The sequence below is a fragment of the Dyella sp. C9 genome (assembly GCF_003332825.1).
In the GTDB taxonomy this organism is placed as follows: domain Bacteria; phylum Pseudomonadota; class Gammaproteobacteria; order Xanthomonadales; family Rhodanobacteraceae; genus Dyella.
Genome location: NZ_QIRF01000010.1, coordinates 22251 through 41800 on the forward strand (window position 1 = coordinate 22251; position 19550 = coordinate 41800).

At 62.5% G+C, this 19550-nt stretch carries 16 protein-coding genes; 7 read left to right on the forward strand and 9 right to left on the reverse strand.

Annotated elements, in window-relative coordinates; genetic code table 11:
* Positions 1 to 2: 2 nt before the first annotated feature.
* Positions 3 to 1238, reverse strand: coding sequence for a substrate-binding domain-containing protein (locus tag DVU99_RS12600; protein WP_114240575.1), 1236 nt, complete (start codon positions 1236 to 1238; stop codon positions 3 to 5).
* Positions 1239 to 1524: 286 nt separating this feature from the next.
* Entirely contained in the window at positions 1525 to 2895 is a 1371-nt protein-coding gene (locus DVU99_RS12605) for a Do family serine endopeptidase (protein ID WP_114240576.1), read from the reverse strand.
* Positions 2896 to 3241: 346 nt separating this feature from the next.
* On the opposite strand from DVU99_RS12605, the gene DVU99_RS12610 reads away from it, so the two are divergent.
* From DVU99_RS12610 to DVU99_RS12625, 5 genes are all read left to right on the forward strand, one after another.
* Positions 3242 to 6511: an LAGLIDADG family homing endonuclease gene (locus DVU99_RS12610; protein WP_114240577.1), complete on the forward strand. Its 3270-nt coding sequence runs from the start codon at positions 3242 to 3244 to the stop codon at positions 6509 to 6511.
* 115 nt (positions 6512 to 6626) lie between these two features.
* Positions 6627 to 6890, forward strand: coding sequence for a hypothetical protein (locus tag DVU99_RS20160; RefSeq protein ID WP_232823591.1), 264 nt, complete (start codon positions 6627 to 6629; stop codon positions 6888 to 6890).
* Between the two features lie 54 nt (positions 6891 to 6944).
* Positions 6945 to 7223, forward strand: coding sequence for a hypothetical protein (locus DVU99_RS20165; RefSeq protein WP_232823592.1), 279 nt, complete (start codon positions 6945 to 6947; stop codon positions 7221 to 7223).
* A gap of 233 nt (positions 7224 to 7456) precedes the next feature.
* Positions 7457 to 8203, forward strand: a complete 747-nt coding sequence (locus DVU99_RS12620) for an NrdJb (RefSeq protein ID WP_114240578.1) — start codon at positions 7457 to 7459, stop codon at positions 8201 to 8203.
* 80 nt (positions 8204 to 8283) lie between these two features.
* Complete coding sequence (locus DVU99_RS12625; RefSeq protein WP_114240579.1) at positions 8284 to 9240, forward strand: tetratricopeptide repeat protein; 957 nt, start codon at positions 8284 to 8286, stop codon at positions 9238 to 9240.
* A 317-nt stretch (positions 9241 to 9557) separates the two neighbouring features.
* Here the strand turns inward: DVU99_RS12625 and DVU99_RS19780 are convergent, their stop codons facing one another.
* The 6 genes from DVU99_RS19780 to DVU99_RS12650 form a co-directional block, all read right to left on the reverse strand.
* Entirely contained in the window at positions 9558 to 9776 is a 219-nt protein-coding gene (locus DVU99_RS19780) for a hypothetical protein (protein ID WP_157971426.1), read from the reverse strand.
* 86 nt (positions 9777 to 9862) lie between these two features.
* Positions 9863 to 12010 (reverse strand): peptidase domain-containing ABC transporter, encoded by a 2148-nt coding sequence (locus tag DVU99_RS12630; protein WP_114240580.1) that lies wholly within the window; start codon positions 12008 to 12010, stop codon positions 9863 to 9865.
* Entirely contained in the window at positions 12003 to 13208 is a 1206-nt protein-coding gene (locus DVU99_RS12635; protein ID WP_232823593.1) for an HlyD family secretion protein, read from the reverse strand. Before DVU99_RS12635 ends, DVU99_RS12630 begins: the two co-directional genes overlap by 8 nt.
* Positions 13209 to 13470: 262 nt before the next feature.
* Positions 13471 to 13722 (reverse strand): hypothetical protein, encoded by a 252-nt coding sequence (locus tag DVU99_RS12640; RefSeq protein ID WP_157971427.1) that lies wholly within the window; start codon positions 13720 to 13722, stop codon positions 13471 to 13473.
* A gap of 881 nt (positions 13723 to 14603) precedes the next feature.
* Positions 14604 to 15515: a hypothetical protein gene (locus DVU99_RS12645; protein ID WP_114240583.1), complete on the reverse strand. Its 912-nt coding sequence runs from the start codon at positions 15513 to 15515 to the stop codon at positions 14604 to 14606.
* Between the two features lie 157 nt (positions 15516 to 15672).
* Positions 15673 to 16704 carry a restriction endonuclease gene (locus tag DVU99_RS12650; protein WP_114240584.1) on the reverse strand — a complete coding sequence of 344 codons (1032 nt, stop codon included), beginning with the start codon at positions 16702 to 16704 and terminating at the stop codon, positions 15673 to 15675.
* A gap of 181 nt (positions 16705 to 16885) precedes the next feature.
* On the opposite strand from DVU99_RS12650, the gene DVU99_RS12655 reads away from it, so the two are divergent.
* On the forward strand, positions 16886 to 17578 hold the full coding sequence (locus DVU99_RS12655) for a CDGSH iron-sulfur domain-containing protein (protein ID WP_114240585.1): 693 nt from the start codon (positions 16886 to 16888) through the stop codon (positions 17576 to 17578).
* A 47-nt stretch (positions 17579 to 17625) separates the two neighbouring features.
* On the opposite strand, the gene DVU99_RS12660 is transcribed toward DVU99_RS12655, so the two are convergent.
* Entirely contained in the window at positions 17626 to 18327 is a 702-nt protein-coding gene (locus tag DVU99_RS12660; protein ID WP_114240586.1) for a hypothetical protein, read from the reverse strand.
* A gap of 757 nt (positions 18328 to 19084) precedes the next feature.
* Between DVU99_RS12660 and DVU99_RS12670 the strand changes: the two genes are divergently transcribed.
* Entirely contained in the window at positions 19085 to 19402 is a 318-nt protein-coding gene (locus DVU99_RS12670) for a HigA family addiction module antitoxin (protein WP_114240588.1), read from the forward strand.
* Positions 19403 to 19550: the final 148 nt, after the last annotated feature.

Consider the following 19550-nt stretch of genomic DNA (forward strand, 5'->3'; position numbering starts at 1 on the left):
CCTCAGTTGCCGCTGACCTGCAGCACCTGGTCCAGCTTCAGGGTGTCGCTGGTGAGGTGGTTCCAGCTCTTGAGCTGGGCCACGGTCACCGAGTACTTCTGCGCGATGGTCGACAGCGTGTCGCCCTTCACCACGGTGTGGGTCTGGCCGGCGCTGGTCTGCGCGCTGGTGCTGGCGGAGGCCTTCGTGTCGGGCAGGTCGGCGCTCTTGGCGGCAGCGCCGTCAGCCGGCGCCGCGGAGGCCACGGCAGCGGCCGGGGCGGCCACCGGCGTCGGCGCCGGAGCCTGGGCCGGCTCGTCCGGCATCGGGATGTTGTTCTCGGCCAGCAGCTTCTGGCGGCGGGCCTTGTCGTTCTCGGCCAGCTGCGGAGCATCGCTGTACGGCACCAGCTGGTGCGAACGGGCCAGCGCCTTCACTTCGTCGGTGTGCAGGAATTCCATGAAAGCCTGGATCTGCGCAGCCTTCGGGCTGTTGCTGTTGGTCACCAGGTACAGCGGGGTGTACAGCAGGTAGCTGCCGTCGCTGATGGTGGCCAGGCTCGGGTGCACGTTATCGATGTTGATCATGCGCACCTTGCTGTTGCTGGCCACGCCCGACAGGGTGGTCACGCCCAGTGCGTTCGGATCGAGCGTCACGGCCTCTTCCAGCTTGGTCGTGTTCACGTACAGGCGCGGTGCCGCCACCGGCTGGTTGCCGCGGCCGAACACCAGGCGACGCAGGCTGTATTCCACGCCGTCACCGGGGCTGGCCACCGCGTACAGGTCGATCGGCGCGTCCTTGCCGCCCACGTCCTTCCAGTTGGTGATCTTGCCGAAGTAGATGTCGTGCAGCTGCTTCACCGTGAGGTTGGGCACGTTGTTCGACGGGTGGGTGATCATCACCAGCGCGTCGAACGCCACCGGCGTGAACACCAGGTCGCTCTCGTTGCCGCCGGCGCTGCCGCGGGCGCTGCCGGCCAGGTCGGCCAGGCCGTGCTCGACCGCGTCGAGGCCCGAGGCGGTGTTGAACGGCTGCACGTCGATGCGGCCCTTGCCGCTCTTTTCGTAGGCCTTGGCCACGTCGTCCACCACGGCGCGGGCGGTGGCGTAGTCGCCACGCCACACCAGGGCGGGAAGCGTCGAGGCGGCCGGCTTGGCAGGCGCCTTCTTGGTGGTCTTGCCCGTGGCGGCGAGGGCACCGGAGGCCGCGCATGCCGTGAGCAGCGCAACGAATAGCAGGCGGGAAATACGAAGGGACATGGCGGTGAGGAACCCCGGATGATGATGATGGTGTTCGCGAGCCGCCTTAACCGGGCGCGCGTGCAAGAAAGGTGGAACCCGGGTATTTCATCCAGCACAAGCGCAAACATCAAGCGCTTTCATGTGTTTGCATCGAGAAAAACGCGATGCCGCGCACGGCGTGGCGCCACTGTTCATCAGTGGTTACCGGTCTCACCCCGACCTATACGGTCGCAGCCACCATGCGACGAACAGGTGATGACCTGCACGCCGTTCCAGCCGCGGCCGGAACGGCGTGCAAAGGCACTCAGCGGATCTCGACGTAGCGCACGCCGTCGTCGTTGGAGACCACCAGCACCAGCTGGCGCGGATTGACGCCGGCCAGGCGCTGCAGCGTGCGCAGGTCGGGCACGCGCAGGTTGCCCACGCCGATCACGATGTCGCTGGTCTGCAGGCCGGCCTGTGCCGCGCGACTGCCCGGGCGCACCGCACTCACGCCCACGCCGCCGATGCCCTGGCCACGCAGGTTCTGTGAGAGTTCGCTGAAGGTGACGCCGGCCAGTCGCGCATCGAGCTTGGCGCCGTCGATCGTGGCCAGCTTCTCTGGCACAAGCCTGGCGGTGACGTCGCGCGTGCTGCCGTTGCGCAGCACGCTCAGCTTCACCGTGCTGCCCAGCGGCAGCAGGCCTTCGGCATTGCGCAGCTCCTGCGCGTTGCGCAGCGGCTTGCCGTCGATGGCGGTGATGACGTCGCCCACCTGGATATCGGCGCCCTCGGCTGCCGAGCCCGTGCTCACGCGGGTAACCACCGCGCCGTTGTTGTCCTTGAGGTTGAGCGCCTTGGCGATACGTGGGGTAATGTCCTGGGTGTCGATGCCAAGGTTGCCGCGGTTGACCTTGCCGTTGGCGATCAGCTGCTGCATCACCTCGCCGCTGAGGTTGGTGGGAATGGCAAAGCCGATGCCCACGTTGCCGCCCGAGGGCGAGAAGATCATGGTGTTGATGCCCACCAGCTCGCCGCGCAGGTTCACCAGCGCGCCGCCGGAGTTGCCCGGGTTGATCGAGGCATCGGTCTGGATGAAGTTCTGGAAGCCGGTGCCGCCGAGGCCATTACGACCCAGCGCCGACACGATGCCCGACGTCACCGTCTGGCCCAGGCCGAACGGGTCGCCCACCGCCACCACGAAGTCGCCCACGCGCAGCTTGGACGAGTCGGCCATCGGCAAGGCCTGCAGCCCGGTCGCGGTGATCTGCACCACCGCCACGTCGGTATCCGGGTCGGTGCCCACCAGCTTGCCCTTGAAGTCACGCCCATCCTGCAGGGTCACCGTGATGTCGTCGGCGCCACCCACCACATGGTTGTTGGTGAGGATGTAGCCCTTGGCCGCATCCACGATCACGCCCGAACCCAGGCTCTGCTCCACGCGCTCGCGCGGCGAGCCCGACAGCCCGAAGATCTGGCGGAACACCGGGTCGTCGAAGAACGGATCGCGCACCTGCACGCGCGTCTTGGTGGAGATGTTCACCACCGCCGGGGTCACCTTCTCCAGCATCGGCGCCAGTGAAGGCAGCGGCTGGCCATCGACGGCGGTAGGCAAGCCGGCATGGCTGGCAAGCGGCACGGCGGCCATGGCGACAAGGCCCAGCGAGGCCAGTCGGCGGACGAGTCGGGTGAACATGCAAGCTCCTTTTTTGCAGGTCTATCGGCGCAGTTTCGACTCGCCACGGCGACCACGGTTCCATGGCGCGCGCACTGACGAAAGCACTTTACATCGAAGCAGGTGGGGGGTAACGTTGGCCCTCACTTACGACCACAACATCTTGTGTGAAAGCGCCATAGGTTCACCCAAGAGCTGGTGTCGGGCGCATCTCTGGGGGGAGATGCCAACGTCGGGCAGGGAGCGTCGGTTCGGGCTCAGCGCACAGGCTTCTTTTGACCGGTGCAAGGCCTGAAACAGGCGGTATAGCCGGGCAGGACTGGATCCAACACGGGGCCGCAAGGTCGTACCGGAGGTCAGGAAGCCGATGAGCACCGCGCGTGCACCAGCCGTCCACCGAGATAACGCTGTGATTCCGCTACAGCCAGCGTCGTACGACATCTGGGACAAGAAGTACCGGCTGAAAACCAAGTCGGGCGAGCCCGTCGACGGCAGCGTGGACGAAACCTACCAGCGCGTTGCCCGCGCCCTGTCCGAAGTGGAAGCCACGCCCGAGCTGCGCGAGCACTGGCACGAGCGTTTCCTGTGGGCGCTGCGCCGCGGTGCCATTCCCGCTGGCCGCATTACCTCCAACGCAGGCGCGCTGGCGCACAAGCCGGCCACCTCCACCATCAACTGCACCGTGTCCGGCACCATCCACGACTCCATGGACGACATCCTGGAGAAGGTGCACGAGGCGGGCCTCACGCTGAAGGCCGGCTGCGGCATCGGCTACGAGTTCTCCACGCTGCGTCCGCGCGGCGCGTACGTGTCGGGCGCGGGTGCCTACACCTCCGGCCCGCTGTCCTTCATGGATATCTACGACAAGATGTGCTTCACCGTGTCGTCCGCTGGCGGTCGCCGCGGTGCGCAGATGGGCACCTTCGACGTCAGCCATCCCGACGTGAAGGAGTTCATCCGCGCCAAGCGCGAGAACGGCCGGCTGCGCCAGTTCAACCTGTCCCTGCTGGTCACCGACGGCTTCATGCAGGCGGTGGAGCACGACCAGGACTGGCCGCTGGTGTTCCCCGTGCACGTGAAGGAACAGCACGAGATCGACCTCGACGACGCCACCAAGGTGGTGTGGCGCGAATGGCCCACCCACGAGAACTACGTGGAGCGCGAGGACGGCCTGGTGGCCTGCAAGATCTACGGCCACATCCGGGCGCGGCACCTGTGGGACATGATCATGGTGTCCACCTACGACTTTGCCGAGCCGGGTTTCATCCTGATCGACAAGGTCAACGAGATGAACAACAACTGGTGGTGCGAGCACATCCGCGCCACCAACCCCTGCGTCACCGGCGACACCTGGGTGCAGACCGCCGCCGGCCCGCGCCAGGTGCAGAGCCTGCTCGGCCAGCCCTTCCTGGCCCGCGTGGACGGTCGCGACCACGCCACCGGTCCCGAGGGTTTCTTCCGCACCGCCACCAAGCCCGTGCTGGCGCTGCAGACCGAGGAAGGCCATCGCCTGCGCCTCACCGCCGACCATCGCGTGCGCCGCGTATCGCGCATGACGCGCTGGAGCGTGGACACCGAATGGTGCGAAGCCGCCCAGCTGCGCGCAGGCGACAAGCTGCTGTTGAACGACCACCGCGCCAACGCCACGTGGGCCGGCGCGCTCACGCAGGAGCAGGGATACCTGCTTGGTCTGCTGGTGGGCGACGGCACCCTCAAGCACGAGGCCGCGGTGCTCTCCGTGTGGCCGCAGGCCATCGCCGCCAACGGCCCCGGCCATGGCGGTGCCCGTGCCCTGATGGACGAAGCCCTGCGCTGCGCGCAGAGCCTGCCGCATCGCGCCGATTTCGCGGGCTGGTCCGCCGTGGCCGGCCGCAACGAGTGGCGCATGAAGTCCGCCGCGCTGCGCGACCTGGCCTTCGAGCTGGGCATGCGCGTGGGCGACAAGGCCATCACGGCCGCGCTCGAGCAGGCCTCCAGCGAAGGCTATCGGGGCTTCCTGCGTGGCTTCTTCGACGCGGACGGTTCCGTGCAGGGCAGCCAGGCCAAGGGCGTGTCGGTGCGTCTGGCCCAGTCCGACCTCACCCGCCTGGAGGCCGTGCAGCGCATGCTGCTGCGCCTGGGCATCCCCTCGCACATCTACCGCCAGCGATGCGACGCCGGCAGCGCCCTGTTGCCGGACGGCAAGGGCGGCCAGGCGCACTACGCCACCCAGGCACAGCACGAGCTGGTGGTGGCCGGCGAGGCGCTGCTGTGCTTCCAGGAGCTCATCGGCTTTGCCGACGGCGACAAGGCCCTGCGCCTGAAGACCCTGCTGTCGTCCTACCGCCGCACGCTCAACCGCAGTCGCTACATCGCCACCGTCGCCCGCCTGGACGACGACGGCGTGGAAGACGTCTACGACGTGCAGGTGCCGGGCATCAACACCTTCGACGGCAACGGCCTGCACGCCCACAACTGCGGCGAACAGCCCCTGCCGCCCTACGGCTCGTGCCTGCTGGGCTCGGTGAACCTCACCACCTTCGTGCGCGACCCGTTCGGCCCCAAGGCCCGCTTCGACTGGGACGAATACCGCGAGGTGGTGCGGGTGTTCACCCGCATGCTGGACAACGTGGTGGAGGTGAACGGCCTGCCGCTGGAGCAGCAGCGCAACGAGATCCTCTCCAAGCGCCGCCACGGCATGGGCTTCCTGGGCCTGGGCAGCACGCTCACCATGCTCAAGATGCGCTACGGCAGTGCGGAGGCCGTGGGCTTCACCGAGGACGTCTCCCGCGAAATGGCCGTGGCTGGCTGGGAGGTCGCCCTCGACCTGGCCAGGGAAAAGGGCGTGGCCCCGGTGCTGGCGCGCGACTACACCGTCACCGGCGACATGCTGCGCAAGCGTCCGGAAATGGCCGCCGACGGCTACAAGGTGGGCGACACCATCCCGGGCCGCGTGCTGCACGCCAGGTACAGCCGCTACATGCAGCGCGTGGCCGAAGTGGCCCCCAACCTGGTGGCCGAGCTGGCCGAAACCGGCGCCCGCTTCACCCACCACAGCTCGATCGCGCCCACCGGCACCATCTCGCTGTCCCTGGCCAACAACGCCAGCAACGGCATCGAGCCGAGCTTTGCCCACCACTATTCGCGCAACGTGATCCGCGAGGGCCGCAAGACCAAGGAAAAGGTCGAGGTCTACAGCTACGAGCTGCTGGCCTACCGCGCCCTGATCAACGCCGACGCGCTGCCCTTCACCGACGACCCCAAGTCCAGGCTGCCCGACTACTTCGTGGCCGCCGACGACATCACGCCCAGGGAGCACGTCGACATCCAGGCCGCGGCACAGCGCTGGGTCGATTCCTCCATCTCCAAGACGGCGAACGTCCCCACCGACTACCCGTACGATGACTTCAAGGACATCTACTTCTACGCTTACAAGCAGGGCCTCAAGGGCTGTACCACCTTCCGCTTCAACCCCGCCGCCTTCCAGGGCGTGCTGGTAAAAGAGGCGGATCTTGAGAACACCCTCTACCGCTTCGAATTGGAGGACGGTAGTGTTGTGGAACTGAAAGGCAACGAAGAAGTGGAATACGACGGCGAAATGCACACCGCCGCCAATTTGTTCGATGCCTTGAAGGAAGGGTATTACGGAAAGTTCTAATATAGCGCCCGGCGCCTGGCTTCCAGGTGCCGGCTCGCTTGCAAGAGCGGCCCGGGTGCCTAGCAGCAAGGCTCAATACAAAGTTCCAGAATCCACGTCGGAGGGGATTACACGCATGTCCATCGATACCGAGTTTGATGTGAAAGAAGACGCCGTACTGGTTGTTGACGCGCCGGTGGAAGTTGCCGCGGTCGAAGTGACCCAGGCCGCAGCCCCCAAGAAGGCTCGTGCCAAGAAGAAGTCGGCCGCAGCCAAGAAGGCTGCTCCGGCCAAGAAGGCAGCCAAGGCCGTCAAGAAGGCTCCGGTCAAGAAGGCCGCAGCCAAGAAGGTCGCCAAGAAGGCGGTGAAGAAGGCCGATGCCAAGAAGGTCGCCAAGTAGACGGTGAAGAAGGCTGCTGCCAAGAAGGTCGCCAAGAAGGCGGTCAAGAAGGCCGTGGCCAAGAAGGCGGTGCGCAAGGCGGTGAAGAAGGCTGTCGCCAAGCGCGTGGCCAAGAAGGTCGCCAAGCGCGCGGTCAAGAAGGCCGTCGCCAAGAAGGTGGCACGCAAGGTTGCAAAGAAGACGGTCAAGAAGGCCGCCGTTCGCAAGGTGGCCAAGAAGGCCGCCGGTAAGAAGATCGCCGCCAAGGCGGTCAAGAGGTCCACTGCCAGCAAGAAGGCAGGCGTGAAGAAGGCGGTCCGCAAGGTCGCCAAGAAAACCGCCCGCCGTAAGTAAGTCGTAAACCGGTCCGGCCCGGCGCTTACCCGCCGGGCCGGATCGTTCCCGCCGTACCGCCAGGACCGGACAGTCCGTCCTTCAAGACCCGACGCCTTCCGTCCCGTCATTCCGGCGGAAGCCGGAATCCAGCGCCTTCAAAGCCCGGGTTCCCGCCTCCATCGAGATAACGAAGGTCCTGCCGGCCAGCTGGCCGTCCCGCGCCGCCAACGACTCGAAAAGAAGCTCACGCCATGGCGATCAAGATCGACCAGAAGATCAAGGGCTACAACGTGGTGAAGCCCGAGGACAAGGCCGCCGGCCCGGTCGCCCCACCTGCTGCCCCGGCCGCCGCCAAAGAGGCGCCCAAGGCCGCCGAAGTCATCCAGATGCACGAGAGCCTGGAGCGTCCCGAGACGCTCGTTGGCTCCACCTACAAGATCAAGTCGCCGCTGTTCGAGCACGCGTTGTACGTCACCGTCAACGACATCGTGCTCAACGCCGGTACCCAGTACGAACAGCGCCGCCCCTTCGAGATCTTCATCAACTCGAAGAACATGGACCACTTCCAGTGGATCGTGGCGCTCACCCGCATCATCTCCGCCGTGTTCCGCAAGGGCGGCGACGTCACCTTTCTGGTGGAGGAGATGAAAGCCGTGTTCGACCCCCGCGGCGGCTACTTCAAGGCCGGCGGCGTCTACATGCCCAGCATCGTCGCCGAGATCGGCGCGGTGATCGAGCAGCACATGAAGACCATCGGCTTGATCCATGACCCGGAGATGGACGAATCCACCCGCAAGCTGGTCGCCGAGAAGCGCGCCGCTTACGAAGCTGCTGCTGCCGGCAAGAAGGCCGCGCCCGCCACCACCGATGCCCCCGCCGAAGCCTCCAACGGCTTCCCGCCCGGCGCCACGCTATGCGCCAAGTGCAACACGCAGGCGCTGGTGCTGATGGATGGGTGCCAGACTTGTCTGAATTGTGGGTATAGCAAGTGCGGTTAAAGTGACTGCACTGCATCCGGCTATGCCCCGGGTGCCGTCGAGTCCAGGCCATAGGGGGCCTTTTACAGGGGGGCGGATTGATGCGTCGTCTTTTACTGCTGGCAGCCATTGTCATCAGCGGCTGTAGTTCCGTGGCCTCCCGGCGCGTCGACGAGGCTCAGGTCACCGAAGCACGAGCGGAAGCCTCCCGCGGCGATTTCGCGGCTGCGTTACGGACCGTCCAGCCGCTGGTGGATCAGGGGTTCTCGCCGGCGCAAACGTTTCTCGCCGAACTCTATCTCGATGGTCATGGCGTTGCGACCGACCCCGATCGCGCGATGGCGCTGTACCTCAAGGCGGCGGCGCAGGGCGATGGTCGCGCCGAGAACGGCATTGGCTTGATGTACTACCTGGGTCAGGGTGTCCTGAAGGATTACTCCCAGGCTCTCGCCTGGTACAACAAGTCAGCGGACCACGGCTACGCCGCAGCCTGGAACAACATCGGTGTGATGTATGCCAATGGCCTTGGCGTCGAGTGGGATGAAGCCAAGGCCAATGCCATGTATGAGAAGGCCGCGGCGCTCGGGTACCTGACGTCTCAGGAGAACCTCGGCGCGAGGTACGTGCGGGGCGAGGAGATCCCTCGGGACTGTGCCAAGGGTTTGGCTTGGTACCACACGGCAGTGAACAACGGCTCCACGACGGCGGAGTACGAACTTGGGCATCTGTACGTCGAAGGGCTCTGCGTGCCTCACGACCCCGCAATAGCAGCCAACTGGTACCTGAAGGCCGCCGAACAGGGACATGCCCAGGCCATGAACAACCTCGCCATCCTTTATCAGAAGGGGGAAGGTGTACGCCAAAGCAACGTTGTCGCTTACGCGCTCTATTCCGTGTCGGCATCCAAGCACAGTTCGGACGAACTCTACGCTCCGGGCAATCTCGAGAAGATTCAGGGCAACATGTCGCCGGAACAAATACAAGCCGCTAAAGATCTCGCCCAGCGGTTGGCCGCATCTGGCAAGCTCCGAGAGACCTTGGAAGCCGAATACAAGTAACGGCTAAAAGGGGACGAAAAGCGCACTCACTTCAATATGCCGCCTAGGTGCCGTGTTCGCGACCGGTGACAGGTCAAGTGAGCCCATATGAAAGTGGCGCTTGCATTAACAAGCGCCACTCAAGCCGCAACGTAACATCACCCCTCTCCTTGACGACCTAAGTTTGGGGGCGGCCTCCGTAGACCATACCCCAAACGCAGACCACCAAAATCAGTGCCAAAGCTACATAACGCACTAAGGGCCTCTTTGACATTCCGCAAATGACGCCTAGCAGCATGGCTAGCACCAACCAAAAGGGGACGGACATCGTTTACTCCTTAGTCTGCAAAGAAAGCAGAGCAAAAGAAGGAGCCGGCAATTCCCCCAGCTGTAGCACCCCAGCCTGCGCCGACGCCGGTGCCAAAACCAAACGTGCCGTACGCACCGATAACGCCGCCAATCACACCGCCAGCAATGGTGGTGACGCCCTGACAGATTCCGACGTTATTCGAACCGCCGCTCACCAGATCGATTTCCAGAATTGATATTTCGCGCATTGGTCAACTCCATTTAGTTGTGGCGATGGACCACAGCAGCATGAGATGCCACTTGCTCATGCCAAGCCTCTATCAGCCCGGATGAGCTAGGACTGATCCCCGGGGCGGTAGAAGAGAGCCCCGTTCCGCAACTCGATCACTCGCTGCGCGGACCGTATCGTTTCCATACGATGCGCGATGAGAATACGGGTGACGTTCAGTTGCGCGATGGCGGTATTGATGTGGTGATCGCGCTGGGCATCAAGGTGGCTGGTCGCCTCATCCAAGACCATAAGTTTCGGGTGTCGATACAGCGCTCGCGCGAGAACGACGCGTTGGCGCTGGCCGCCGGAAAGTGAAGATCCCATGTCGCCTACGAGACTTTGATAACCCATCGGCATGGCCATGATGTCGTCGTGAATGGCCGCTAACTTGGCCGCATCCACCACCTGCTCCATGGACAAAGCGGCATCAAAAAACGCGATGTTGTCAGCGATGGACCCGGCGAACAGCTGATCATCCTGCATCACCGCGCTCACCCACTGGCGGTAGGTGCCAACCCCTAGCTTGCGAATATTGATCCCACCGAAACGTATCTCGCCTTCGGTCGGGTCCATCAGGCCCAGCATCAGTTTGGCTAGTGTGGTCTTGCCGCCACCGCTTGGCCCTACGATGCCAACGGATTCCCCCGCGCAAATGCGTAGGGTGCAATCCTTGAGCACCCACGGCTCGTTGTCGGCATAGCGAAAGCTGACGTTGCAGAGCTCAATACTCGCCTCGGGAATCGGTCCAGTCCATGCGACCTTCCCTGCGTCTTCGGGTGTAGTCAGCGCAATATCTGCCAGGCGCTCGGCGTGCAGCCGCAACATACGGAAGTCCGTCAGCTTATCGATAAGGCCTGTCGCGCGATTGATGAACTGATCTGCGTAGGACATGAAGGCAATCAACATGCCGGCTGATAGTTGATTGTCGAGTGCTAGCTTCGCTGCGAGCCAAATCAAGGCCACCCGCCCGGTTCCGAACAGCGATTGATTGCCGAACTGAAAGCCGATCGTCAGGCGCTGAATCGCTACGTCACGGTTGGCGGCTGCGACGGTGGCATTGGCGTAGCGCACCAATCGCTCGTTCTGCTTATTCGCCAGCTTGATCGGCATTACGCCGCGGATGGATTCCAGCAACTCGCTTTGCTGGCGGGCAGCGGCGACGATCTGTGCCTCGTTCGCGCGACGTAGTGGGGCGAAATAGAGCCACCGGCCCATGCCGTAGACCAGGAATAGCGCTGCGACAAAGAGGGTCAAACCTGCGCTGTATAAACCCATGACGACCAATGTCATCAATGACATCACGCCATCTAGCAACGTGCCGATGGCTTGAGTGGTCATGGTGCGTTGAATAGACTGTATTGAGCCAAAGCGCGACACCACATCGCCAATATGGCGTTTCTCAAACCAGTCCAGTGGCAAGCGTACAAGATGGCGGAAGAGGTGGTTGGCCCACTGTGCGTTAATGGTTGCGCCAAGCCAGACGACGGCCCACGACCGCGCGGCTGTGATCGCGGCCGAGAAGATCGCGACACCGAGGAACCCCAGCCCTAACAGGGTGAGTAAGTCATGGTCGGCCGATACCAGCACTTGATCCATGACCCATTGAAGGTAGAACGGCCCTGCCAGGCCGAACACCTCGAGGCCCAGTGCGAGCGAGAGGATCTGCACGACGGCCGGCACCCATCCCTGCACTTGTCCGGTCAGTGCGCGTAGGGAAATCGCCTGACGTGCCTGTGTCAGCTGAAAGTCCGCGCTCGGCGTAAGTTCTAGTGCGATTCCGGTGAAGTGAGTAGCCACCTCTGCGAGCGATAGCTTACGGATGCCAAGCGATGGGTCATGGATGACCGCCTGCTTTGCATTGGTTCGATCCAACACCACAAAGTGGTTCATGTCCCAATGCAGCACGCAAGGTGTTTTAAGCTGCGGGAGGTGGCCCATGTCGAGCTTTAACGGGCGCGTGGTGAAGCCCAGGCCCGCGGCCATTTCCATCAGGCGCGCGAGCGTGGTGCCCTTGAGGGAGGTGGAGTAGCGACGTCGTAAGCCGGCGACGTCCACATCATGCCCGTGATAGGCGGCGATCATGGCAAGGCACGCCACCGCGCATTCGGCTGCTTCGGTTTGCAGAAGCATCGGAAGGCGTCGGCGCCAGCCGAACTGCACGCGCTCCTGCAACGGCTTGGTGCCTGGGGCGCTGGATACCTCCTCAGTCATGGGCGGTGCCCCCGTTCAGTCGGTGGCCAAAGCCGTACAGCGGTTCGAACACCCATTCAATCAGGCGCCGCCGCTCCATCAGTATGTCGGCATCCAGGGCCATGCCTGGTTTAATCGGCTCGGGCTTGCCGTAGGCCATCACCTCTTGGCGGTCCAGCGCGACATGCACGCGATAAAGCGGCTCTTGTGACGATTGCCCGATTAGAGCTGATACCTCGGCCGGGGCCAGCGCGCTGCGTGAGATATCGATCACGCGGCCGTACTGTTGACCGAACTTCTGGTAGGGAAAGGCCTGATAGCGCAGGACCACGCGATGGCCAGGCTCAATAAAGCCGACGGCGCGGCTCGGTACGAGCAGTTGCGCTTGCAAGACGGCGCCCGCGGGCACGATTGCCACGAGGGATTGCCCTGCGCTTGCCGTCTGCCCAGGCTTCAGAAACACCGTAGCCACAATGCCATCGCTGGGCGCTCGCAGGACAATGGCGCGGCCTATTTCATTCTCCGCCAACGACTGCGTCACGGAGGCCAGTTGACGTTCTGTATCGTTGCGTTTGTTTGCGTCGTCCAGTGGCAACTGTGCCAGTTGCTCTTGGGTCGCCTCCAACTGCTGCTGGGTATCCAGCTGCTGGCGAATCAGGGTCTTGTATTGAGCCCGCGCTTCCAGCAAAGCGACGCGCTGTTGTTCGATCTGGAAGACGGAGACATAGCCCTTGCCGGCCAGGGGCTGGATGCGATCCAGGAGGGATTGGTTACTGGCGACCTGTTGCTGTTGCAGCGCCAATTGTTGCTCAATCTGCTCCCGCTGGGCGCGCAGCAGACTAGCTTTCGTGCGCAATGCTTCACCTTGCTGCTGAGTGACGGTCGCTTGGTTGACGAGGTCGGAATGCAACCGCTGCCGCTGAGTTTCAAGCGCCTCGCTCACCACAGCATGGGTTTGGCCCAGCGCGGAGCTGTCCTGCTCCGTGGACAGCTCCAGAAGGACGTCACCTCGCTTGACTGTATGGCCGTCCTGAACGTGAAGCTGTGTGACTGTTCCGCTGCTGGGTGCCGTGAGTGTGAGTAACCCGGTGCTTGGCACAAGCTGTCCGGTCACCGCTTCCCTTCGCGTGTACTGCCCCATCCAAAGAAACAGCAGAAGGCTGCCGCTAAGCGCGGCAACCAAGGAGCTGTGTACCCAGCGCGACAACGGTGCCGCCACTAGGATCGTTCCCAGGGACTCACCGCGTTGGCGGTTCAATGCTTCCGATCTGAATAGCGACTTCCCTGTCACTCTCTGTTATCCCCAACGCGCTACGCCATGGATAGAGAGAGCCACACGAAGTGTCTTTAAAACAATCAGACAAATCGTAAATTTGAGATCGATCTTTCGGCGCTATCCTGCCGCAGATGAGCCAGGGGCGAGGGGCGAGAATCCGCTGCGGAGGTGAACAAAGGGGACGGAGGTAGTTAAGCCCGTCTAACTACCTCCGCCCCATTGAACTGTCGCGTTTGCGCTGAGTGAGTCGCTTGCGCCGGCCGAGGAACGAAGCCAGTGCCGCGATGCAGAACATGATCAGAGTAAGCCGCGCCAGAGGCGTGTAGAAGCCCGATGACACCAACTTGGCGAAGCCCGACAAGATCGGGTTGCTGCTGGATTCCCGGAGCCAGCCGGTGCCGTATTGGATGCCGACGAAGGCGACCAATCCAAGTGCCAGGCCTGCCGGCCAGGGCATGGCCGCCACGAGTGTAATAACCCCCTGCAAAACAGGGGCAGGTTCACTTCCAAAACAGGGTCAGATTCACTCCAGAGCTGACGAGAACTGAACCTAGCCCGCTCGTTCTGTTGCGGATAGCGCAGTGAATGGTTCCAAGCCGAGCATCGGTAAGATAGCCGCGGCTGCAACGATCGGTGGCACGTTGAGTTAAGGCGTCTGTCGGATTGCCAACGCGAGTGCTATCAGAGGGTGCCGCTGGGCGATTGCACAAGGTTATTCAGAACGCGGTCGCGGATTTACCTGTGTCTGTGGGCGACAAGATTCGTGACGGTACCAAGCCTGCGATGGGTGACCCAGGTGCCAAACGCGAGAGAGCGGGTGCTGGCGGCAGTAAGGGTCCAGGTTGGTGGGATGCCAGATACCCAGCTTGCCAACGGCGAAGAATGGCAATACCTGCAGGACGGGAGGACGATTATCGTGACCGTTGTGGGCGGCAGAGTCGTGAATTTTGAGATTGTCCACGACTGATCCGTAGGCACAGCCTTAGGTTCGGGGGAGGGCGCCGCAGTTTCTTCAGGCAGGCTACACGCGCTTTGATGGCATTTACTGTACCGGCGCCGTTTTCGGATCTGGGAAAACCAGGTTCTGAGTCGACTTTCTGTGAAAGTGCACTCCGGCTGGTGTTTCCTGTGGTGGTGACTATCGCAGTCTCTATCTTTTGCCTAAGTCAGGTAGGTGATGTTCTTTCACCTAAAGGTAGGCGAGAAATTATTCTAGATTGGACCGATTATCCGTCGCTTAAGTTGACAGTGCACGGCACGCTGTTTCACTTGCTTCTTTCCCTGTGCTATAGGATCGGAGCTTTCCGGTCATCACCTCTGTAAATTCTTGGTGGTGCGTTATCCGCAATAGCGATTGATTTCGGCGTCACCAGTTACTCGTTCCTGCAATGTCGGGAGCTGGCTCAGTTGTTGGTTCAGGTATCCAAGGGCTTCTTGCTTGCGACCAAGCGCGCAGAGGATCTTGGTGGCATTGATGGCAACGTAGTTCTGTGTCCTGGGGCTAGTGGGGTGCAGGGCCGCTGCTCTGACGATGCTGTCGTAGGCTTCTTTGGCCTGCCCTGCGCGCAGCTGAGCATAGGCGAGCGAATTCCAAAGGGACGGGTCGGAGGGAGTGGACTTTGCAGCGAGCAGGTAGTTGACGACTGCCTGTTCAAAATTTCCAGCGACCAACTCTTTTTGGCCATCTACTGCATAGTCGATCATGACTTTCGCGCTTCGGTCTGCTTCTTGGGGAGATGCTCTAGTCATGCTCGGCTGGTTTTGAACCTCCGGCTCGGCGAGTTGCGTGTCGATCTGTGTATGACGTGTCGCTGAACTTTGGCGAAGATTATCGATCATGGAGATCACTTCGTTGAGGTCATCGCTGCGTGTAAAGCGCGTAGCAGCGTTGGCCTTAAGTGAGGCGACCTCCTGATCAGTTCCGTTGGTGATTACCGCGAGATTGCCCTGAATGAATGGTAGCTTGGTGTGCTCCATATCCGGCTCCTGCCTGGCGGACGGGCCTGATGTGCTGTGCTGACTCTCCGGGACGACCTGTGGCTTGGGGTTTGCCGCTGGCAAGGCGGTCCTATCATCATCTTTACGGTGCAGAACGCCGTATAGCGCCAAGGTCGCGACGACTAGAGGCACGACGATTTTTGCGACGACATCGACTCGAAAAGAGTTCCTCGCGATACGCGTTTTTTCGTGTTCGATAGTGAGCTTTTCCCGCTCAACCTGAGCGTTAAGCGAGTCGTTTGTGTCGTTCATGGAGTGCTTCCGTTCCAGACAGGAAGTGACGGCCCTATGGTCCCGCACGGTTACCGGCCGGGAGTTAGGAAACTTGAGCCACCGAACCATAGGCGAGTTCTTGAGTCGACAAATACGCAGGAAAGAGTGCACTTTTCGTTGTGCTTGCCCATAACGCTCAATACGTTGCCGGTGCCGGTGCCGGTGCCGGTGCCGGTGCCGGCGCCGTTTCCAGTTCCGGCGTGGTCTTTTCCAGGATCTTCATCGCCTCGCGGTTCCGCTTTTCCCATTCGCGTAGCTCGTCATCCGACATGGGTGAATCTGCTTTGTAGACCTCGGGCTTCGTTGATGCAGTAGGCGGGGTGGGCGCGGTGGCGGGTTGAATCACTGGAATGCTTGGCGTGGCAGTTGAGCGTTGGAAGGGCGGTTGCGCGGGTACTGAGGGCGCGCGTGGTGCGTTCGCAAGTTGGGCCTGTTGCCGGGTGGACAGCACGAATGCGATCAACAGGCAGGCAAGTACGCTGACAACGAAGTACACGGGCTGTTCCTGCGCTCCTTCGGGCTCCTTCTTCGCCTGAATGGTCTTGACCGTAGCGAGCAACGTGCGGCCGTCGACCAGTTCGATGCGTTTGCCGCGAGCGAATGCCGCGGCTTCGGTCGTGAAGTCGCCGAGAGCGACGATCTTTACGGCGACAGCGCCACGATCGACGAGCACGCCGTACATCTCCCGGACCACCTGCACGCCTACTCGCTGCGAACGCCACTGTTTGCATTGGACCAGGGTGGTCTGGCCGTCTTTGCGCAGCACCAGGTCGATGCCGCCATCGGCACCGCCCTGTCCGGTTTCCTCCACTGCGTAGCCCTGGCGCCGAAAGGCTTCACCGACCAGCCGTTCGAAGGTCCGCCAGTCCATGCTGCGGAGGCTGTCCATGCCGGTCTGGGATTCCAGCAGGTGGCGTCGCTTGCGCCGGCGGAGGAACGAAGCCAGTGCCGCGATGCAGAATATGATCAGGGCAAGCCACGCCAGAGGCGTGTAGAAGCCCGACGATGCCAGCTTGGCCAAACCCGACAAGATCGGGTTGCTGCTGGATGCCAATAGCCAGCCGATGCCGTACTGGACGCCAACGAAGGTGACCAATCCAAGTGCCAGGCCTGCCGGCCAGGGCATGGCCGCTACGAGTTCGAAACCGCCTTCCTTGCGCTTTCCCATGTATCCCCCTGTGGAACGGCAGCCCCCGCTTGCCGGGCGGCCGGTAGGCCCCGAAGGCTATCGTTGCGTGAGAAATTGCGCCAGCGCCCCGGGGCCATAACGGTCGCTTTCACACCACCACCCCAGGCCTTGGCCCATGGTTACGAGCCACGGCACCCCAGGGGCGAAAGGAGCGAGTCGCATGGCATCGACCAGAACGCACGTCCAGGTCACCGTTTCCAAGAATGGTCCGTACCTCGTGGTTGGCGACATCGCGCTGGCGAAGCAGACGGTGGTGGCCGATGCCGAGGGTGGTTCGGAGAACTGGAAGGAGGGGCCGGCGATCGATCACCCGGCGACGTATGCGCTATGCCGTTGCGGTGCGTCGAAGACAAAGCCCTTCTGCGATGGTTCGCACCAGAAGGTGGGCTTTGACGGGACGGAGACGGCCAGTCGGCAGCCGTATCTCCATCAGGCCCAGGCGATGAATGGTCCGCTGCATGCGCTTACCGATGTGGAGAGCCTCTGCGCGTTTGCGCGGTTCTGCGATCCCAACGGTCAGGTCTGGAACCAGGTGGCCGAGACGGACGATCCGCAGGTGAGGAAGGCGTTTCTCCGGCAGGTCAACCAGTGCCCGTCCGGACGGCTGGTGGCCTGGGACAGGACGACGGGGGAGCAGGTGGAGAACGCGTTGCCGGTGTCCATTGGCCTTGTCGAGGACCCGGTGGAGGAGTGCAGCGGCCCGCTGTGGTTGCGCGGGGGCATTCCCGTGATCGCGGCTGATGGCTTCAAGTACGAGGTGCGCAACCGGGTCACGCTGTGCCGCTGCGGGCAGTCGAAGAACAAGCCGTTCTGCGATGGGTCGCATGCGGCGGTGCATTTCAAGGACGACTGAGTGACGTGAAGGTAGCCTGCATGCCTCTTGGTTACATCGACGGGGAGTCAAGATGCACTCGTCAGAAGCGTAGACCCTGCTGGCTCCTTTTCGTGTTTAGCCCCCTGTGCCGTGGCCGCTGCCTGCGCTAGCAGCGTCGCAAAATGCTGGGCACGGAAGCGAATGCTTACGACCAGAAGGGCTGACCAATAAAGCCCGATGATGGCGAAGCCGAGAATGAACTCAGGCCACGTCGGGTGCGGTGGCCAATGAAAGTCCTTGAATTGAAGAAAGAGCGCTACTGCGATGGGTAGGGCTCCGAGTTTTTCGATGCCTCCGCTGACAAGTGGGTGCTTGTCCTTGAGGCGTTCATGGCGCTGAGAAGCATATTGGGCCATAGCTTCAAGCCGCTCCCTAGGGAATGTGCTTAACCAGGCCGTAAGGTCTTCATGGTGGTGAAGATCAAAGTCGAGTTGGTCGGCGAAATCGCGGCGCTCTGAGGCAAAGCCGGGAAGCTTCCATGGTCGTCGTGGGAGAAGTGCGAAGACCAGTCCTGCGATTTCCACGACCATCATGGTGGTCACGATAATGGATGTCAGTTTTGAGCTTGGTAACAAGTTTGCCGCGAGCAGGGCGATGAAGCCTGCGCCAAAGCCAACGATGTAGCCCCAGCGCTGACGCGCGGTCGGCGTAATCGACAAGCTTTCGTGGTCAGGTAGTGCGTCGACGCGCGCATTCAATGCAGCGAAGGTCAGTGTCGCCTTATCCATAGCTCTCCCCTTGTGTTGACAAGAGTAAGCCGGCACATCGACCGCTTCCAAGGGGGCAATTCGCCCACCGCCCCCATCCCCATCAGGCGGACACTCGCCTCACTGAAACCTGACAGACGATGCCAGACCCCTTTGCTAGCGTCTGTGGGTCACCCGCGCTGTCTTCCGAAGGGCCTCGCGGGTGGCCATGGCAGTGATGTCATGAGGCGCGAGCCGCGAGTGCGTCCAACACTCACGACCCGCTGACCATCACCAACTAAGCACGAGTTGATCATGGCTGTCCGCGATCATACGGTACGCACTCGCCCGTCAGTTCCCCCTGACGGCACCCTCACTTCTCCTCCTGGCTACCTGCGTCATGTGGGTGCGACGTGGCCGTCGTCTGTCCATCCAAGCCTTCGCGCTGACATTGCGCTGGCGCTACTCACCCTCAATCGCCTGCGTTACGACAGCGAGCGATGCCACAAGGCGCGGGCCCTTGGTTTCCCCGTCAGATCGCGGCTGTGGCGGCTTTCCGAGGTGGAATCCGATCGCCTGGGCATGGCCATTCACCATCTGCAGGATTACGCCAGGCGGCTCGGTCACGAGTCCGAAGTGAACGTTCCACCCGACCGATGATTGTTCCCGCGGCGCATCCGCCGGCACGGCGATGCGCCGCAACCTGACGATCACTGACGGTGCCACTAGGCATTCACTGACACGGATGGCTGTAGTCCCTTAGCCATTCTGCCGTCGTCTCCGACGGTAAAGGGAGCCCATGGAGCTGATCAAACTCTCGCCGGACCTCGGCGTGGATCCTTCGCTGCGCCTGCGCTCTCCCGCGGAGGTGCTGCTGAACGACTACATGCTGCCGGATGCCATGAGCCTGCCGCAGCTGGCGCGCCGCACCGGCATTCCGGCGCGACATCTTCGGGCGCTGCTGGCGGGTGTCCGTCCGGTCACACCCCGCAACGCGATGCGGTTGGCGGCCGTGCTGCCGACCACCGCGCTCTATTGGCTGGTACTGCAGGCACGTTACGACCTGGAGAGCGCGTTGCCGGGTGGTCGCAATACGCAGGCTACAAGGCAGGGGTAAGTGGTTCGCTGTGTCTGTAGGGGCACACCTCGTGCGCGATGGGGTGTGGCGAAGGGCGGTCGCGCACAGGGTGCGCTCCTACAGGGATAGAGGCTGCGTTTGGGGTGGGTGGTCGGGGTGCGAGCGGGAGTCCAAGGATTTCCGGGTG

Bases quoted from the DNA above. Each gene is read 5' to 3' on its own strand.
- DVU99_RS12600 (WP_114240575.1), bottom strand. From the start codon at position 1,238: ATGTCCCTTCGTATTTCCCGCCTGCTATTCGTTGCGCTGCTCACGGCA.
- DVU99_RS12605 (WP_114240576.1), bottom strand. From the start codon at position 2,895: ATGTTCACCCGACTCGTCCGCCGACTGGCCTCGCTGGGCCTTGTCGCC.
- DVU99_RS12610 (WP_114240577.1), top strand. From the start codon at position 3,242: ATGAGCACCGCGCGTGCACCAGCCGTCCACCGAGATAACGCTGTGATT.
- DVU99_RS20160 (WP_232823591.1), top strand. From the start codon at position 6,627: ATGTCCATCGATACCGAGTTTGATGTGAAAGAAGACGCCGTACTGGTT.
- DVU99_RS12620 (WP_114240578.1), top strand. From the start codon at position 7,457: ATGGCGATCAAGATCGACCAGAAGATCAAGGGCTACAACGTGGTGAAG.
- DVU99_RS12625 (WP_114240579.1), top strand. From the start codon at position 8,284: ATGCGTCGTCTTTTACTGCTGGCAGCCATTGTCATCAGCGGCTGTAGT.
- DVU99_RS19780 (WP_157971426.1), bottom strand. From the start codon at position 9,776: ATGCGCGAAATATCAATTCTGGAAATCGATCTGGTGAGCGGCGGTTCG.
- DVU99_RS12630 (WP_114240580.1), bottom strand. From the start codon at position 12,010: ATGACTGAGGAGGTATCCAGCGCCCCAGGCACCAAGCCGTTGCAGGAG.
- DVU99_RS12640 (WP_157971427.1), bottom strand. From the start codon at position 13,722: ATGCCCTGGCCGGCAGGCCTGGCACTTGGATTGGTCGCCTTCGTCGGC.
- DVU99_RS12645 (WP_114240583.1), bottom strand. From the start codon at position 15,515: ATGAACGACACAAACGACTCGCTTAACGCTCAGGTTGAGCGGGAAAAG.
- DVU99_RS12650 (WP_114240584.1), bottom strand. From the start codon at position 16,704: ATGGGAAAGCGCAAGGAAGGCGGTTTCGAACTCGTAGCGGCCATGCCC.
- DVU99_RS12655 (WP_114240585.1), top strand. From the start codon at position 16,886: ATGGCATCGACCAGAACGCACGTCCAGGTCACCGTTTCCAAGAATGGT.
- DVU99_RS12660 (WP_114240586.1), bottom strand. From the start codon at position 18,327: ATGGATAAGGCGACACTGACCTTCGCTGCATTGAATGCGCGCGTCGAC.
- DVU99_RS12670 (WP_114240588.1), top strand. From the start codon at position 19,085: ATGGAGCTGATCAAACTCTCGCCGGACCTCGGCGTGGATCCTTCGCTG.